Source organism: Trinickia dabaoshanensis (assembly GCF_002879885.1).
In the GTDB taxonomy this organism is placed as follows: domain Bacteria; phylum Pseudomonadota; class Gammaproteobacteria; order Burkholderiales; family Burkholderiaceae; genus Trinickia; species Trinickia dabaoshanensis.
On record NZ_PNYA01000008.1, the window covers coordinates 51,296 to 67,605 of the forward strand.

At 65.6% G+C, this 16,310-nt stretch carries 14 protein-coding genes; 11 read left to right on the forward strand and 3 right to left on the reverse strand.

Going from position 1 to position 16,310, the window contains the following annotated elements; genetic code table 11:
* The first annotated feature begins 119 nt into the window (after window positions 1-119).
* A complete protein-coding gene (locus C0Z18_RS10455) occupies window positions 120-845 on the forward strand; it encodes a peptidoglycan DD-metalloendopeptidase family protein (RefSeq protein WP_233217264.1) in 726 nt (241 codons plus the stop codon).
* Between the two features lie 444 nt (window positions 846-1,289).
* Complete coding sequence (locus C0Z18_RS10460; RefSeq protein WP_102645341.1) at window positions 1,290-2,918, forward strand: acyl-CoA synthetase; 1,629 nt, start codon at window positions 1,290-1,292, stop codon at window positions 2,916-2,918.
* A 22-nt stretch (window positions 2,919-2,940) separates the two neighbouring features.
* On the opposite strand, the gene C0Z18_RS10465 is transcribed toward C0Z18_RS10460, so the two are convergent.
* Window positions 2,941-3,471, reverse strand: coding sequence for a cytochrome b (locus C0Z18_RS10465; protein WP_102645342.1), 531 nt, complete (start codon window positions 3,469-3,471; stop codon window positions 2,941-2,943).
* Between the two features lie 136 nt (window positions 3,472-3,607).
* On the opposite strand from C0Z18_RS10465, the gene C0Z18_RS10470 reads away from it, so the two are divergent.
* Window positions 3,608-3,928, forward strand: coding sequence for a DUF2288 domain-containing protein (locus C0Z18_RS10470; protein WP_102645343.1), 321 nt, complete (start codon window positions 3,608-3,610; stop codon window positions 3,926-3,928).
* Window positions 3,929-4,003: 75 nt separating this feature from the next.
* The gene (locus C0Z18_RS33165; protein ID WP_199189427.1) at window positions 4,004-4,177 is read left to right on the forward strand and encodes a hypothetical protein; all 174 of its coding nucleotides are present in this window, start codon (window positions 4,004-4,006) and stop codon (window positions 4,175-4,177) included.
* Between the two features lie 50 nt (window positions 4,178-4,227).
* Here the strand turns inward: C0Z18_RS33165 and C0Z18_RS10480 are convergent, their stop codons facing one another.
* On the reverse strand, window positions 4,228-5,166 hold the full coding sequence (locus C0Z18_RS10480) for a LysR family transcriptional regulator (protein ID WP_102645345.1): 939 nt from the start codon (window positions 5,164-5,166) through the stop codon (window positions 4,228-4,230).
* 218 nt (window positions 5,167-5,384) lie between these two features.
* On the opposite strand from C0Z18_RS10480, the gene C0Z18_RS10485 reads away from it, so the two are divergent.
* Genes C0Z18_RS10485 through C0Z18_RS10500 form a run of 4 tightly spaced genes read left to right on the forward strand, consistent with a single transcriptional unit; the run spans window position 5,385 to window position 10,265 of the window.
* On the forward strand, window positions 5,385-6,908 hold the full coding sequence (locus C0Z18_RS10485; protein WP_146013994.1) for an efflux transporter outer membrane subunit: 1,524 nt from the start codon (window positions 5,385-5,387) through the stop codon (window positions 6,906-6,908).
* A gap of 10 nt (window positions 6,909-6,918) precedes the next feature.
* The gene (locus C0Z18_RS10490) at window positions 6,919-9,105 is read left to right on the forward strand and encodes an FUSC family protein (RefSeq protein WP_102645346.1); all 2,187 of its coding nucleotides are present in this window, start codon (window positions 6,919-6,921) and stop codon (window positions 9,103-9,105) included.
* A gap of 13 nt (window positions 9,106-9,118) precedes the next feature.
* Window positions 9,119-9,319, forward strand: coding sequence for a DUF1656 domain-containing protein (locus tag C0Z18_RS10495; RefSeq protein ID WP_102645481.1), 201 nt, complete (start codon window positions 9,119-9,121; stop codon window positions 9,317-9,319).
* A 37-nt stretch (window positions 9,320-9,356) separates the two neighbouring features.
* Entirely contained in the window at window positions 9,357-10,265 is a 909-nt protein-coding gene (locus C0Z18_RS10500; protein ID WP_102645347.1) for an efflux RND transporter periplasmic adaptor subunit, read from the forward strand.
* An 85-nt stretch (window positions 10,266-10,350) separates the two neighbouring features.
* Here the strand turns inward: C0Z18_RS10500 and C0Z18_RS10505 are convergent, their stop codons facing one another.
* A complete protein-coding gene (locus C0Z18_RS10505) occupies window positions 10,351-12,027 on the reverse strand; it encodes a methyl-accepting chemotaxis protein (protein ID WP_102645348.1) in 1,677 nt (558 codons plus the stop codon).
* A gap of 404 nt (window positions 12,028-12,431) precedes the next feature.
* Between C0Z18_RS10505 and C0Z18_RS10510 the strand changes: the two genes are divergently transcribed.
* From C0Z18_RS10510 to C0Z18_RS32680, 3 genes are all read left to right on the forward strand, one after another.
* Window positions 12,432-13,694 carry an MFS transporter gene (locus C0Z18_RS10510; protein WP_102645482.1) on the forward strand — a complete coding sequence of 421 codons (1,263 nt, stop codon included), beginning with the start codon at window positions 12,432-12,434 and terminating at the stop codon, window positions 13,692-13,694.
* A gap of 129 nt (window positions 13,695-13,823) precedes the next feature.
* Entirely contained in the window at window positions 13,824-15,515 is a 1,692-nt protein-coding gene (locus C0Z18_RS10515) for a S8 family serine peptidase (protein WP_102645349.1), read from the forward strand.
* Window positions 15,516-15,818: 303 nt separating this feature from the next.
* Complete coding sequence (locus tag C0Z18_RS32680; protein ID WP_146013982.1) at window positions 15,819-16,304, forward strand: hypothetical protein; 486 nt, start codon at window positions 15,819-15,821, stop codon at window positions 16,302-16,304.
* Window positions 16,305-16,310: the final 6 nt, after the last annotated feature.

Consider the following 16,310-nt stretch of genomic DNA (forward strand, 5'->3'; position numbering starts at 1 on the left):
CGTCTGATTCGCCGTTTTCACGCACATTCCTCACCTCCGCACCGTTACAATCGGACGTTTTGTCCGCCGCGCCCGTCATCGGGGGCGGCGGCGCGTTTGTGAGCATCAAGCGAGGTTCAATGTTGCGCAAAACAATGATGCGGCTCGCGTGCGTGCCGCTGGGGGCGGTGCTGGCCGCGTGCGGGTCGGCGCCGGTCGGGCCGGGATACTATCGGGTCGAGCGTGGCGACACGGTCACCAAGATCGCGCGCGCCAATCGCGAGTCGGTGCAAAGCATCGTCCGCTGGAACAACTTGGCGAACCCCGATTCGATCGAAGTAGGCCAAGTGCTGCGTGTGGCTCCGCCGGGCGCGAAAGCGACGGCGGGCGCGCCGGTCCGCACTGCCCCGGGCTCGGGTCGAGCCGTCTCCGGCCCGAGCAGTGGCGGTGGAACGAGCGCCGCGTCGCGCGCGACGCCCGATGCGGTCGCCCCCGCCAACGGCATCTCGCTCATATGGCCCACGACGGGCCAGCTCGTCCACGGGTTCGACGGCGTCACCTACAAGGGCATCGACATTGCCAATGCGGCCGGCACGCCGATCGTCGCCGCCGCGCCGGGCACGGTCGTGTACGCCGGCAACGGCTTGCGCGGCTACGGCAACTTGCTGATCGTCAAACACGAGGGCGACTTCCTGACGGCCTATGCGCACAATCAAACGCTGCTCGTGAAGGAAGGCGAACGCGTTGCCCAAGGTCAGGAGATCGCGGAGATGGGCGATACGGACAACGACCGCATCGCTCTGCACTTCGAGTTGCGCTACGGCGGGCGATCGATCGACCCAACGCGCTATCTGCCGTCGCGTTAAAGTTAAGGGCACGCTGCGCCGCGCACCGCTCTCCCGTCAAAAAAAGAGGCCCGGACGAGCCGGGCCAACGGGGGTTCGGCGCAGTGAGGCAAAGGACCGGTTCGCCGTGCGCCGATTACAAATTTACCGATTCGGCAATACATCCACAATAGCTTTATTGCGAAAAGAGCGGTAATTGGCACATAGCGACGAGATAATGTCATAGAAATAGGGCTCCACCGGCGAATTGGCCGTCACGTCATGGGTGGAAACCCGAGGGGCGCAGTGGGAAGCACCGGCCGGCGGGGGCGAGCCGAAGCACCGGAAATGGCCGTTCATCGGCTGATTTAGCATCAATCGCCAGACATAATCGAGCGGCTCGCAATTGTTCTGTATTTTTGTCGATTTTTTTATCGGCGAATTAATTGGGTCGACCGAAGATAAGAGGATTGAAGGAGACACGGCATGCTTACCCGAACCCACAGCTACGAAAAGCTCGTCGCCGGCTTTGCATGGCACATCCCCGAGCGCTACAACATCGGCGTGGACGCGTGCGATAAATGGGCCGACGGCACTCACCGCCCCGCGCTCGTCTATGAGCGCCGCGACGGCACGGTGCTGCGCTACAGCTTCGACGAACTGAAGGCGTTGTCGAATCAATTGGCTCACAGTTACGCACGCCACGGCGTGGCACGCGGCGAGCGCGTGGGCATCTTCTTGCCCCAAGCGCCCGAGACGGCGCTCGCGCATCTGGCGGCCTACAAACTCGGCGCGATCGCCGTGCCGCTATTTGCCCTATTCGGCGTCGAGGCATTGCAGTATCGCCTCTCGAACAGCGGCGCCGTCGCGCTCGTTACCGACATGGCGGGCTTGCACAAGATCGAGCAGATCCGCGACTCGCTGCCGGAACTCAAGACGATCTATTGCATCGACGGCGACGAGCAGACATTGCTCGCGGCCGGCGTGCTCCCGCTGTGGTCTTCGCTCGAACATGAAGTGCGCGTGTTCGAACCCGCCGATACGAGCGCCGACGATCCCGCCGTCATCATCTACACCTCGGGCACGACCGGCAAGCCGAAAGGCGCGTTGCACGCGCATCGCGTGCTGCTCGGGCACCTGCCGGGCGTCGAGATGCCGCAAGCGTTCTTCCCCGACGGGGCCCGGCTCATGTGGACACCGGCCGATTGGGCGTGGATCGGGGGGCTGCTCGACGTGCTGCTGCCCGCCTGGCATCACGGCATTCCCGTACTGGCCCGCCGCTTCGAAAAATTCGACGCCGAAGCCGCGTTCGAGTTGATGGCCCGTCACCAGGTCTCGCACGCGTTCTTGCCGCCGACGGCGCTGAAAATGCTGCGTACCGTCGAAAACCCGCGCGAGCGCCATGCGCTCTCGCTCGTCGCCGTCTCGAGCGGCGGCGAGTCGCTCGGCGAAGAGTTGATCGAATGGGGGCGCGCCGCCCTGGGCGTCACGCTCAACGAGTTCTACGGGCAGACGGAATGCAATGTCGTCGTAAGCTCATGCAGCGCGCTGTTCGAGCCGCGCATCGGCTCGATCGGCAAGGCCGTCCCGGGGCATCGCGTCGAGATCGTCGATGACGCCGGCGCGATTTTGCCGCGCGGCACCGAAGGCAACATCGGCATCCACGCGCCCGACCCGGTCATGTTCCTCGGCTATTGGCGCAATCCCGAAGCCACGCGCGAAAAGTTTGCGGGCGAGTATCTCGTCACCGGCGATATCGGCGTCATGGACGCGGACGGGTTCGTTCGTTTCGTCGGACGCAACGACGACGTCATCACGAGCGCCGGTTATCGCATCGGTCCGGGTCCGATCGAGGATTGCCTGCTCGGGCATCCGGCCGTGCGCATGGCGGCGGTAGTGGGTGTGCCCGACGCGACGCGCACCGAAATCGTCAAAGCGTTCATCGTGCTGAACCCCGGGTACGAACCGGGCGATGCCCTCGTGCGCGAGATTCAGGAGCATGTGCGTACCCGGCTGGCGGCGCATGAATACCCGCGCGCCGTGGCTTTCGTCGAGAGCCTGCCGATGACGGCCACGGGCAAGATCGTGCGCCGCGATCTGCGCGCGCTCGGTTGAGCACCCCTAGTCGAGCGCCCCGTCACGCCATCCGGCGCAGCACGCGATCGCGCAAAACGAAGTGATGATAGAGCGCCGCGGCCACGTGCATGCCGATCAGCACCAGCATGACCCATGCGAACAGTTGGTGGGCGTCGCCCAGCGTGTGGCCGATCGCCGAACCCTTGGGCGCGAGCGCCGGCATATCGACGCCGGCCAGCGTGACTTGCCAGCCGCGCGAGGAGGCGTTGGCCCATCCCATCAGCGGTTGCACGATCAGCAGCAGATACAGCAGGCCGTGCGTCAGGTACGCGATGCCGCGCGTGAAGGCGGTGCCTTCGACGACATCGGGCTCTTTGCGCACGATACGCCAGAGCACACGGACGATCATGATCGCGATGATGAATACGCCCAAGTCCAGATGCACGACGATGAGCCCCTCCGGCCGCGTGCCGCGATGAATCCCGGGCATCGTCCAGGCCACGACGTATTGCGCGACGAGCAACAGCACGACGAGCCAATGAAGCAGGCGGGCAAACGGGTCGTACTTCGAAACAGCGACGGGGCCGGACATGATCACCTCGTAATGGGTCGGAATCGAATGCGCGCGGCGCGATTGTAACGCGCACCGCCACGAACGCTCGGGCAGGCGAGCATGGGTCGCAATGGTTTATAGTGACGTCCCCCGAAGCATCAACCCTGCCATTGCCATGACCTCGCCCGAGCGCCCCGCCGAAACCGGCCAAAGCCCGCTTTACCTCAAATTGCTCGCCGAAACGGCACAGATCGCGTGGCCCGAACTCGAGCGTTTTTTCGCACGCGGCATGCTGCTGTGCGTCGCGCGCGACATGGATCTCGTCACCGTGGCCACGGCAATCGCCGAGGACAACACCGATCAGGTGGCGAGTTGGCTCTCGTCAGGGCTCGTGGAACGCATGCAAGCGGAAACCGCAGCGGATTTCGCCGCGCGCGACCCGAAGCTGTGGGCCGTCGTCGTCTCGCCCTGGGTCTGCGTACAAGAGCGCGACTGACACACCCCTCCATTTCGCGCGCCGTGTCCTAGTATGTAGATGCGCGAGTTCACGAAATCGCGAAAGGAGGCTGCCATGGACGCTGAATCGATCGCCGGCCTGGTCGGGCTAGCCGTCGGACTGCTCGTGCTGCTTGCACTGACGATTTTCGAATCACGCTCGTACAAGCGCGAGCACAACGGCGAAGGCATGATTCATCACTGGCTGGCCGAGCATCACATGCTGGGCTGGCACCGAACCAAGCACTGACGCCTACGCGTTATCCGATTGCCGAGCCGGCGCGCCGCGGCCCGCCGGGGTCAAGTGCGCGCGAATTTTTGCAATGCCTCCTGCTCCGCCGCCAACGTCGCGGGCAATTGGTCATGCAGAAAATCCACCCAGGTCCGGATCTTCGCATCGAGGTATTGCCGCGACGGATACAGCGCGTAAATGCTCAACGGCATCGACGTGTACTCGGGCAATATCCAGACTAATTCCCCGCTTTCGAGCCAGCGCATCGCCGCGTAGGTCGGCAACACCGCAATGCCCATTCCTTCTCGAACGGCCATCGCCATCGAGTCGGCGCTATTCACTTGGAATGCGGGCGAGGAAACCGTGATCGTCTCCGCGCCGCCCGGACCGTCGAAATTCCATTTGTCGAACACCGACGCGGGGGTCACGATACGCAAGCAGGCGTGATGAGCGAGATCGGCCGGCGTGTGCGGCACCCCGCGCTGCTCCAAATATGAGGGCGACGCGCAAGCGATGCTGAATACACTGCCGAGCCGTTGCGAGATCAGCCCGGAATCGGGCAGATCGCGGCCGATGACGACCGACACGTCGAAGCCCTCGTCCAGCAGGTCCGGAATTCGCTGTGCAAGCGTCAAGTCGACGGAGACGTCGGGGTAGCGCCGCTGGTAGCGCCCGACAGCGGGCACGATGTAGCGCGTGCCGAAGCTCGCCATCGCGTGTAGACGAAGCTTGCCCGAGGGCCTGGCGTGCGCGTCGCTCGCCTCGGCTTCGGCCTGCTCGACGTACGCGAGGATTTGCTGGCAGCGCTGCAAGTAGCGCTCGCCCGCCTCGGTCAACGCAATGCGCCGCGTGGTTCGGTTCAACAGCCGCGTATGCAGATGCGCTTCCAGATCCGACACGGCGCGCGAGGCGTACGCGGTGGTCGTGTTCAAGTGCTGCGCAGCCGCGGTGAAGCTGCCCGACTCCACCACGCGCGCGAATACCCGCATATTTTGAAGCGTGTCCATACCCACCCCTTTGTCCCTGTGCGCAGCGATTGTTGCACGTTCCGCAACACCGATTATCTCAGGAATCGCAAGAATGCCTTACATCCTTACCGCTTATTCGATAATCCGCCGAAAAATATAATGGATTCCATTCATAACGTCGCCGAAGGGAGAAAATCGTGCGATTGCCGTTCGGCAAGGTGTGTGTCGCGAGCGCATTTCTTGCAGTGTCGATAATAATGACCGGTTGCGCCAGCAGCCGCGGCATTGCGCCGCAACAAACACCGCTCGATGCGGCGAGACTCGACGTCGGCGCGGCGGTGCAAGCGGCCGAGCGCAGCGCCCGCTGGCCCGACGCCGACTGGTGGCGCGCCTTCCGCGATCCGCAGCTCGATTCGCTCGTGGCGGCCGCGATCGCCGGCAATCCGTCGCTCGCCGCCGCCGGCGCGCGCGTGCGCGAGGCGCAATCGCTCGCGGGCGTGGCTGCCGCGGCGCTCGCGCCGCACGTGACCGGCAACCTATCGATCACGCGGCAGCACTGGGCCGACAACCCGCTCTATTACGGCCCCGGGGAACTCGCCAATCAAGACACTTGGAACAACACCGGTACGCTCGGATTTTCCTACGCGCTGGACTTGTGGGGCGGCGATGAGCGCGCCCACGAACGCTCGCTCGACGCCGCGCACGAGCGCGTGGCCGATCGGCGAGCCGCGCAGCTCGAGCTCGAAGTGAACCTCGTGCATGCCTACGTCGACTTTTCGAAACAGTACGCGCTGCTCGATATCGCGGTCGATACCCTCGCGCGCCAACAGCAACTCGTCGCCCTCGCCGAGCGCCGGCTCAAGGGTGGCATCGGCACGCAATTGGAGCTGAGCCAAGCACAGGCGCCGCTGCCCGAATACGAACGGCGGATCGAAGCGCTGCGCGAGGCGCTCGAGCTGGACCGCAACCAGCTCGCCGCGTTGACGGGCAAAGGCCCCGGCGCCGGCGCCGCGTTGGGCCGGCCCACATTGGCGCTCGATGCGCCCGTCGCCTTGCCGTCGGCGCTGCCCGCGGAACTGATCGGTCATCGCCCCGACGTCGTCGCGGCGCGGTGGGCCGTGGCGGGCGCCGCGCGCGGCATCGACGTCGCGCACGCGGCGTTCTACCCCAACATCAATCTCATGGCGTCGCTCGGCGGGTTTGCGGCCGGCGGGCCGCTGTTTCAGTTTCTGCACGCGGCCAACGGCGCTTGGACCGCGGGGCCGGCGCTCTCTTTACCGATCTTCGAAGGCGGCGCGCTTCGCGCTAGGCTCGGCGCGGCGGCGGCGGGCTACGACGAGGCCGTCGATCACTACGATGCGACCGTCGTCGCCGCGCTCAAGCAGATTGCCGATCAGATCGTTCAGTTGCATTCGCTGGCCACTCAGCAAAGCGATGCCGAACGTTCGGCCAGCGTCGCCGAGCGCAGTTTGCGGCTGGCCCAAGTCGGCTACAAGCGGGGCTTGAACGACTACGTCAACGTCGTCGTCAGCGAAACGCAATGGCTCGGTGCGCAGCAAGGCGTCGCTCAGGTACGCGCGGCGCGGCTCGCGGCCTACGCCTCGCTGATGGGCGCGTTGGGCGGCGGGCTCACGGTGCCCGCCGACGGGCCCGAGGCCGAGGCGATGCGCAGCGCGCCGCAGGTCGGGCTAGGCGACCGCCTGCTCGGACACCTCGCGCCCAGCGACACCACGGCCACGGCCGCGCACGAGGCAGGCGCCGCGCCCGCCCCGGCGCGTTAGGATCGCCGTCATGTCCGATCCCGCCTTGCGCTCGCCGCGCTCGCTGCCCGCCCTACGCTCCGCCTTTCTCGATTGGGCGCGTACCGACGGGCTCACTTGGGTCTACTTGTTCAAGGCGCTCGCCGCCGCGTTCCTCGCACTCGGCATCGCGATGCGGCTCGATCTTCCGCAACCGCGCACCGCGATGACGACGGTGTTCATCGTCATGCAGCCGCAAAGCGGCGCCATCCTCGCCAAGAGCTTCTACCGGATCGGCGGCACACTCGTCGGCCTCGTTGCGACGCTCGCGCTGGTCGCCGTGTTCGCGCCTCAGCGCGAACTCTTTCTCGGCGCGCTGGCGCTGTGGACCGGCATCTGCACGGCCGGCGCCGCGCGCAACCGCAACTTCCGCTCGTACGGCTTCTTGCTTGCGGGCTATACGGCCGCGCTGATCGGCATCCCCGCGGCGCAGCACCCCGATACCGCGTTCATATCGGCACTCACTCGCGCGGCGGAAGTCACGCTCGGCGTCGTATGCGCGGGACTCGTCGGCGCGCTCGTGTTCCCGCAACAGGCCAGCACGCAAATGCGCACGACGGTGCGCGCGCGCTTTTCCGCGTTCGTCGAATACGTGGCGGCGGCGCTGTCGGGACACGTCGATCGCGCGCAGATCGAACGGCACAACGCGCGATTTCTGGCGGAGATCGTCGGCTTCGAGGCGATGCGCAGCGTCGCCGTCTTCGAGGGCCCGGAATCGCGTGGACGCGGCGGGCGCCTCGCGCGGCTGAACAGCGAATTCATGACGGCCTCGACGCGCTTTCACGCGCTGCATCAACTGATGAATCGCCTGCGCGCGGCCGGCGCGCAGCAAGCCTTGGACGCGCTGGAGCCCTATTTCAAGGAGCTCGCGCCGCTGTTGCACACGCCCGGAGAGCCGGTGTTGACGTCGCGCGACGCCGCCGGCTCGGCGCGCAAGCTCGAAGCGTTCAAGGCCGCGCTGCCGCGGCGCGTGCGCGAGCAACGCGCGGTGCTCTGCGAGCGGCCCGAATTCCCGCTGCTCGACTTCGACACCGCGTCCGAACTGCTCTACCGCTTCGTCGACGACATGCATGCGTATGCGCTCACCTACGCCTCGCTCGCCGCCGCGACGCACGAGCGCGAGCGCACACCCGAGCGCTACGAGCCGAAAACCAATGCCGTGCTCACGCTCGTGGCCGGCGTGCGCGGGGCGATCGTCATGGCGTTGCTGAGCGCGTTTTGGATCGCATCGGCTTGGCCCAACGGCTCGATGCTCGTGCTCAACGCGGCCGCGGTCTGCGCGCTTGCCTCGTCGTCGCCGCGCCCCACGCGCATGGCCTATCAGATGGCGCTCGGCACGGCGCTCGCCACGCTCATCGGGTTCATCGTCGTATTCGGCGTCTACCCATATATCGACGGCTTCCCGTTGCTGTGCGCCGCCCTCGCGCCCGCGCTCGCGCTCGGCATCTGGATGACGACCCGGCCCAAACTCGTGGGCTACGGCGCCGGCTATTGCATCTTCTTTTGCGTGCTTGCCGGGCCCGACAACCTCGTGCATTACGATCCGGCCGGCTACGCGAACGATGCCCTCGCGCTGATCTTGTCGATGGCGGCGAGCGCACTCGCGTTCGCCGTGCTGCTCCCGCCCTCGACCCCGTGGTTGCGCCGGCACCTCGTATCGGACTTGCGGCGCCAAGTCGTCTGGGCCTGCCAAGCGCCGCTCGCGCGCGTCCGCTCGCGCTTCGAGAGCCGCGCCCGCGATCTCGCGTTTCAAGCCCATGCGTTGATGGAACACGATCCGGCCGAGCAGCGCCGCGCGCTCGCTTGGCTCATTGCCGTGCTCGAAGTGGGGCATGCCGTCATCGATCTGCGCCGCGAACTCGGCGCGTTGCCCAGCGATGCGCGCTACGCGAAGACCATGCCCTGGCGGCGCGCGATCACCGCTTCGGCCAAGGCACTCACCGCGCTTTTCGCGCGGCCGACCGACGCCCGGCTGGACGCCGCCCTCGCCGCCAATTTCGATGCGATCGCCGCCACCCAGCAAGCGCTCGCGGCGTTCGCGCCGCCGCGCGAGGACCGGCACCGCCTGCAACGCATCCTGAGCTACCTGCACTTCGTGCGCACGGCGCTCATCGACCCCCAATCGCCGCTCGCGCGCTATGCGGGCGAGGCTCGCCGCGATGGTGCGGCGCCGGCCTGAAGGAGCTTCCCTCATGTCTCGCGAGATTGCCGTTCTCGGCGCCTATATTCCCGGACTGATCCCGCTTTGCATCGGCGGAGCGGCGCTCACCTGGCTAGCCGACCGCCTGCTGGCGCAGATCGGTTTGTACCGCTTCGTCTGGCACCCCGCGCTCTTTCGCGCGAGCCTGCTCGCATGCATCTGCGGCGCCCTCGGGCTTGCCGTGTACCGCTGATTCTTCTTCCGCCGATCGCTTTTTTCAAACCGCAATCATGACGCTTCGACAACTCATCGGTTTCATCGCCACGGCTCTCGTGCTCGTGCTCGCGCTGGCGATCGGCCAGCGGCTCTGGGTTCATTACATGGACGAACCGTGGACGCGCGACGGACGCGTACGCGCCCAGATCGTGAACGTGGCGCCGGACGTGTCGGGCGCGATCGTCGAGCTGCCGGTCGCGGACAACATGCTCGTCAAAAAAGGCCAAGTGCTGATGCGGATCGACCCGTCGCATTATCAAGTGGCCGTCGAGCAAGCGCAGGCGCAAGTGGCCGCTCGCCGCGCCGAATGGCAGATGCGCCGCGCCGACGCCGCGCGGCGAGCCGACATGGATAGCTTGGTGGTATCGAAGGAGAACCGGGAAAACGCCTCGAGCGCGGCCACCGCCGCCGAGGCGCAGTACCAGCAAGCGGTCGCGGCGCTCGACGCGGCCAAGCTCAATCTCGCGCGCACCACCGTCGTCTCGCCCGTCGACGGCTACGTGACGAACTTGTCGGTGTTCAAGGGCGACTACGCGACGGCGGGCACGCCCAAGCTCGCGCTCGTCGATAGCCATTCGTTCTGGGTCTACGGCTACTTCGAGGAAACGAAGCTGCCGCGCGTGAAGATCGGCGACAAGGCCGAGATCCGCCTCATGAGCGGCGGCGTGCTGCAAGGCCACGTGGAAAGCATCTCGCGCGGGATTTACGACCGCGACAATCCGCAAAGCCGCGAGCTCGTTGCCGACGTGAATCCGACCTTCAACTGGGTGCGGCTCGCGCAGCGCGTGCCCGTGCGGATTCATATCGATCGCGTCCCCGACGGCATCGTGCTCGCCGCCGGTACCACGTGCACGGTGGTCGTTTCGCCGGCGGCGAGCACGATGCCCGCCGCGCCGCGCCCAGCGTCGAAAGTCGAACGCTAGCCCCCGGAATCGGCGATGCCGGTCGTCCCAACGCAAATGGGCCGCTTTCGCGGCCCATTTTTTCGTTCGTTCACCCAGCCGGGCGTCAGCGTCCCGCACTCAGCTTGAACTGCCCCACGAGACGCTTGAGCGCCTTGGCCTGATCGTCGAGCGAGCGCGCGGCGGCCGTCGCCTCTTCGACGAGCGCGGCGTTTTGCTGCGTGCCCGCGTCCATTTGCGTGACCGCGCGATTGACTTCCTCGATGCCCGCGCTTTGCTCGGAAGACGCCGCGGAAATCTCGCCCATGATGTCGGTCACGCGCTTGACCGCCTTGACCACCTCGTCCATCGTCTGCCCGGCATCGCTCGCGAGCGAGGAACCGTTCGCCACGCGCTCGAGCGAGGTATTGATGAGCGTCTTGATCTCCTTGGCCGCCGCCGCGCTGCGCTGCGCGAGCGAGCGCACTTCACCGGCCACGACCGCGAAGCCGCGGCCTTGCTCGCCCGCACGCGCCGCTTCCACGGCGGCGTTCAGCGCCAAGATGTTGGTTTGGAACGCGATGCCGTCGATCACGCCGATGATGTCGCCGATACTCTTGGCGCTGTCGTTGATCTCGCCCATCGTCGTGACGACGCGCGACACCACGTCGCCGCAGGTGGACGCGATCTCGGACGCGTTGTTGGCGAGCGTACTCGCCTGCTTCGCGTTGTCGGCGTTCTGCTTCACCGTCGAGGTCAGCTCCTCCATGCTCGTTGCGGTGCGCTCGAGCGAAACGGCTTGCTGTTCCGTGCGCTGCGACAAATCGAGGTTGCCCATCGAAATCTCGCCCGCGGCCGAGGAAATCGCCTCGGCGCTGGCGGCGATCTCGCCGACGGTGGCGGCCAGCCCGGTCTGCATTTCCGTCAGCGCGTAAAGCACGCTCGAGTTGTCCTTCTTGCCGAGCCGGATATTGCTCGACAGATCGCCCGCCGCGATGTGGCTCGCGATCTCCTTGGCGTACCCCGGCTCGCCGCCGAGCTGGCGCGTGAGGCGGCGCACCACCCACTCGCTGACGACGAACGCCACCAGGATCAGCGCGACCGTCATCGCGGCAATCATGACGAACGAGGATTTGAAGATGAAGGCCGAGGCGGCGATCGTCGCCTTCGCCGCGGTGCCGCGGCGCTCGACGAGTTCATCGACGAGTTTCTCGAGCTTGCCCGTCTCGACGAGCAGCGACACGTCTTGCATCCCGACCTGCCAGTTCATTTGCGACAGGTCGAGCGACTGAGCTTTGACAAGCGTCACGAACGTGCGCAGATGGCCGGCCCAAGCGCCAACGGCTTGCGAGAACTTCTTTTGCTCGGCGATACCTTCGGCGTCCGACGCACCGGTGTATTTCTGCAGCGTATCGAGCTCGCCGTTGATCGCGCCGAGGCCCTTTTCGACGTCCTCGCCGAGTTCGTCGCGCTCTTTGGCCGTCGTCGCCGTCAGCAGCATCTTTTGCGCGCGGCTCGCGCGCAACACGTTCGCGCGCACTTCCTCGACCGCGCGGCTCGCGACGTGCCCCTGTTCGTAAATCGATTGGGTCGAGCCGTTCAAACGCTCGATCTGCATCAGCGAGAACACGCCGATCAAGAATGTGCCGACGAGCACGATGGCAAATGCCAAACGCAGCGAAGCTTTGACCGATAAGGCATTGAGCTTCGACTTCGCCGTGCGCTTTTGGGACCGACCGCCCGCCCCGGTGCCGTCCGCCACGAACCCCGCGCTCGAACGTTTGCCCAGCGAAACTGCCTTCATATGAAACCCCCTTCTTTTAATCACTCGCCGCCGTGGGTTGGACGACGTGAATCCTAAGATGACCTTCTCGGGACAACGGCATTTCTGCCGCACTTCTTTAGTGCGCGATCATCTATGTAAACCCGGTACCGGGCGCTCGTGACGCGCCGATGGCTCTGCCGACGCCTTTATAACCGGTCAAAAAGACAATGCGGCGAAATGAGGCTTGCGCGCGACGATCGGTCCGCCCCCGCTGGTCTTGTACCCGATCGAGCGGCCCACGCAATGTCTCATACGCGACAAACTTTGTCCGATTATTGTTTTCAAGACAAATTACACTCGATGCACATCCTACTGACGAATCGATGCCGGCGCGCCGCTCCCACGCGGCGCGCACCGTTTTTTCTTTCCTTAAAGTGCCCACGATGCAAACGAGTATTCAGAAAAATACCCTTGCCGGGGACCCGGCAACGCCCATACCGGCTCAGGCTCACGCGCCGGCCGGCGGGGTTTCCCGCACCGCCTATACCGTGCTCGGCGCGATCAGCTTCTCGCATCTGCTCAACGACATGATCCAGTCGTTGATCCTGGCGATCTACCCGATGCTCAAGCAGAACTTTTTGCTGTCGTTCGCGCAGATCGGTCTCATCACGCTCACGTATCAAATTACGGCCTCGCTGCTCCAACCGCTCATCGGGCTTTACACGGACAAGCGTCCGCAACCGTACTCACTGCCCGTCGGCATGGGCTTCACGCTGAGCGGGCTCGTGCTGATGTCGGTCGCGCCGAACTTCGGCGTGCTGCTCGCCGCGGCCGCGCTCGTCGGTTGCGGCTCCTCGGTGTTCCACCCGGAGTCCTCGCGCGTCGCGCGCATGGCCTCGGGCGGCCGGTATGGGCTCGCGCAGTCTCTGTTCCAAGTGGGCGGCAATGCCGGCTCCTCGCTCGGGCCGCTGCTCGCCGCGCTCATCGTCATCCCGCATGGTCAGCGCAGCATCGCCTGGTTCTCGGTGGCCGCGCTCGTCGCGATCGTCGTGCTTTTCAACATCGGCCGGTGGTACAGCCGGCATCCGGCCACGAAGAAAAAGGCGGCCACCAAGGCGACCCATCCGACGCTGCCCAAATCGCGCGTGGCGCTCGCCGTCGGCGTGCTCGTACTGCTCGTGTTCTCGAAATACTTCTACCTCGCGAGCCTGAACAGCTACTTCACGTTCTATCTCATCGACAAGTTCCACCTCTCGGTGCAGGCCGCCCAGATCCACCTGTTCGTGTTCCTGGCCGCCGTGGCCGCGGGCACGATCATCGGCGGGCCGATCGGCGACCGTATCGGCCGTAAGTACGTCATCTGGGCATCCATCCTCGGTGTCGCACCGTTCACGCTGATGCTGCCGTATGCCAATCTGTTCTGGACGAGCGTGCTCACGGTCGTTATCGGCGTCGTGCTCGCCTCCGCGTTCTCGGCCATCATCGTCTATGCGCAAGAACTCATTCCCGGCAACGTCGGCATGGTCGCGGGGCTGTTCTTCGGCTTCGCGTTCGGCCTCGGCGGCGTGGGCGCGGCCGTGCTCGGCGACCTGGCCGACGCCACGAGCATCGGCTTCGTCTACAAGGTCTGTTCGTTCTTGCCGCTGATCGGCATCCTGACGATGTTCCTGCCCAACATCGAACAAAAACGGCCGGCACGCGGCTGACCTTTATCGACGGCCCCACGCCTGCGTGGGGTCATTCGGTCTGAAACTTCCGTCCGCCTAACGGATGCGCGGACGCAACGATTACCTTTCGACACCCGAGTCTTTCTCGCCATCGCAAAGGAGTCGTAGATGATCGTTTTCGAGCGCGGCCCCCGCCTTCCCGCCGCATCGAAATCCTTCGCCGTCGTGACGATGTCGGCCGCTTTCGCCGCCTGCCTAGCGGCCTGCGGAGGCGGAAGCGCCGGCGATACGGCTGCGCCGCCGGCCGTAACCGCGGGCGCCCGCGAAGATCCGCTCTTCCCCTTTCAGTGGCATCTCGTCAATACCGGCCAAAGCGGTCACCCAACCGCGGCGCTGCACGGTTTGCGCGGCGTCGACTTGAACGTCGCACCCGTTTGGCGGCGCGGCTTCGACGGCACGGGCGTGACTGTGGCCGTGCTGGACAACGGCGTGGAGATCGGACACCAGGATTTACGGGCCAACATCGCGCCCGGGCTCAGCTTCAACTACCGCACGGGCGCGGTCGACCCGACGCCGGCCGAACAGGGTTCGTCGCACGGTACGTCGGTAGCGGGTGTGATCGCGGCCGCGCGCAACGGGATCGGGGGCGTCGGCGTCGCGCCGGGCGCCAAGTTGGCCGGCTTGAATGTCCTCACCACCCAGTATTTGTCCGATGTCGTCGATGCGCTGGGCCGCGGCATTCGCGACAACACCATTGCCATCTCGAACAATAGCTGGGGACCCGCGAGTGGGGGCATGCCCGCCCCCCCTTATCCGATGCTGGCCGAGATCCTCCGCCGAGGCGTGGACCAAGGCCGCGCCGGCAAAGGCATCGTCTATATCTTCTCTGGCGGCAACCACCACCACGATGAAATCGAGTTCTTCCTGTCGGGCAAACGCACGCCCGATTACACGCCCAGCAATTTCTACGGTCATCGCACGAAACAAGCGCTGATCGTCTGCGCGGTCAACGCACGTGGCGTGGCATCGGCGTATTCGGCCAACGGCTCGAATCTGCTCGTCTGCGCCCCGAGCAACGACACGTCGAACATCGAAGGCAGCGCCCCTACGCCCGGGATCACCACCACCGAAACCTTCGGCCGATACGGTCACGACTTCGGCGGCACGTCCGCCGCCGCCCCCGCCGTATCCGGCGTCGTCGCGCTGATGTTGCAGGCCAACCCCAACCTGACCTGGCGCGACGTCCGGCTCATCCTAGCCCGCACCGCGCGCATCCTTCCATCGATGGCGCAAGATCCGGCCGCCGAATGGATCAAGACGGGCGCACACAACCCTCATACGGGCCGCAAATACCAATACAGCACGCGCTACGGGTTTGGCTTGGTGGATGCGGACGCCGCCGTGTCCTACGCGCAGCGGTTCATATCGGTGGGTGGATCGTCGGCCGGCTTTTGGGCGACAACATGCAGCGGATCGGGCAACGCAAGCGAGGACAAGGCTGCGGCGGGCGCCGTCGAACAGTCGATCTTCATGGGCTGCGGCAATCGCACCGTCGAGTTTCTCGAAGCCGACCTCACACTCGAACATCCGAATTTCCGGGCGCTACGCGTCACGCTCGAATCCCCCAGCGGCACGGAAATCGTCCTCAGCCCCGAATACGCGAACTGCGCCGCGTCGTTCGATCTGCGCGGCGAAACGGCCGATGCGTGCGGCACCGCGAGCATCAGCCACCGCTACAGCACACATGCCGTCACCGCGCTCGACGAGCCGGCCACCGGCGTCTGGACGCTGCGCATCGAGGACGCGCTCGGCACGGGCGTGCCGGTACGGCTGCGCAACGCCGCCCTTCACATCACTTAGTCGACGGAACCTATGCGCAAATTCGGTTGGCTCACCCCATGCGCTGCCGCGCTCGTCTGCATCGGAGTATCCGCCGGCATCGCCGCGAAAGCTGCAACGCAACCGCTGTATTGGTACGACGGCGCGACCAAAACACCGCTATTTCGCCAGCCGCAATTGGATAGAGCACCGAGCGGCCCCGCAACGAAGCTTCGAGCGGCGCGCGATTCTGCGTCCGACCCGGCAAGCGCCGAACGCGGCGACGCCGGCGGTCCACCGCTCACCGCGTACTCGACCGGCGCAAATCCTCGCGCTTCGAGACTCATGAGGCAAGCTCCCGGCATCGTGTTCGCACTCGACGACGGTGCGAGCCTGGCGCCCGTGCGAGCATGGCTGGCCGAACGCCGCCTGCGCGCCGAACCGATCGCTAGCGGCACGCTCTTCAAGGTCGGCTCCATTACCGGGGAACACGCGCTCGTGCTAGCGAATGCATTGTTCGAAAGCGGCCTCGTCAAGTACGCGCAGCCGAATTGGGTCATCGACCTCGATCGACATGCACCGCCCGAGCGCAATATCGAGCGCGCGATGTCGGAAGCGTTGTCGACGCCCAAAAAACGGTGCGCCGCGCTGGATGCGGCGATCAGTCAAGCGGTGATGGATAGGCGCGGCAGCCGTACCGTCGGCCCCGATGCCCATGCTAGCCCCGGTCCGCGATCGGCGAACACCGCGCTGGGGCCGAATGACGGACGGTTCGCCGACAAGCAAACGAGCTTGGAGACCGAGTATGCGAAGCTCGGATGCGCGAGATAGGCGCGA

What these genes read in the sequence shown, in the direction of transcription:
- C0Z18_RS10510 (WP_102645482.1), top strand. Translation starts at nt 12,432, where the DNA reads ATGCAAACGAGTATTCAGAAAAATACCCTTGCCGGGGACCCGGCAACG.
- C0Z18_RS10500 (WP_102645347.1), top strand. Translation starts at nt 9,357, where the DNA reads ATGACGCTTCGACAACTCATCGGTTTCATCGCCACGGCTCTCGTGCTC.
- C0Z18_RS32680 (WP_146013982.1), top strand. Translation starts at nt 15,819, where the DNA reads ATGAGGCAAGCTCCCGGCATCGTGTTCGCACTCGACGACGGTGCGAGC.
- C0Z18_RS10465 (WP_102645342.1), bottom strand. Translation starts at nt 3,471, where the DNA reads ATGTCCGGCCCCGTCGCTGTTTCGAAGTACGACCCGTTTGCCCGCCTG.
- C0Z18_RS10490 (WP_102645346.1), top strand. Translation starts at nt 6,919, where the DNA reads ATGTCCGATCCCGCCTTGCGCTCGCCGCGCTCGCTGCCCGCCCTACGC.
- C0Z18_RS33165 (WP_199189427.1), top strand. Translation starts at nt 4,004, where the DNA reads ATGGACGCTGAATCGATCGCCGGCCTGGTCGGGCTAGCCGTCGGACTG.
- C0Z18_RS10455 (WP_233217264.1), top strand. Translation starts at nt 120, where the DNA reads ATGTTGCGCAAAACAATGATGCGGCTCGCGTGCGTGCCGCTGGGGGCG.
- C0Z18_RS10470 (WP_102645343.1), top strand. Translation starts at nt 3,608, where the DNA reads ATGACCTCGCCCGAGCGCCCCGCCGAAACCGGCCAAAGCCCGCTTTAC.
- C0Z18_RS10485 (WP_146013994.1), top strand. Translation starts at nt 5,385, where the DNA reads ATGACCGGTTGCGCCAGCAGCCGCGGCATTGCGCCGCAACAAACACCG.
- C0Z18_RS10495 (WP_102645481.1), top strand. Translation starts at nt 9,119, where the DNA reads ATGTCTCGCGAGATTGCCGTTCTCGGCGCCTATATTCCCGGACTGATC.
- C0Z18_RS10505 (WP_102645348.1), bottom strand. Translation starts at nt 12,027, where the DNA reads ATGAAGGCAGTTTCGCTGGGCAAACGTTCGAGCGCGGGGTTCGTGGCG.
- C0Z18_RS10480 (WP_102645345.1), bottom strand. Translation starts at nt 5,166, where the DNA reads ATGGACACGCTTCAAAATATGCGGGTATTCGCGCGCGTGGTGGAGTCG.
- C0Z18_RS10460 (WP_102645341.1), top strand. Translation starts at nt 1,290, where the DNA reads ATGCTTACCCGAACCCACAGCTACGAAAAGCTCGTCGCCGGCTTTGCA.
- C0Z18_RS10515 (WP_102645349.1), top strand. Translation starts at nt 13,824, where the DNA reads ATGATCGTTTTCGAGCGCGGCCCCCGCCTTCCCGCCGCATCGAAATCC.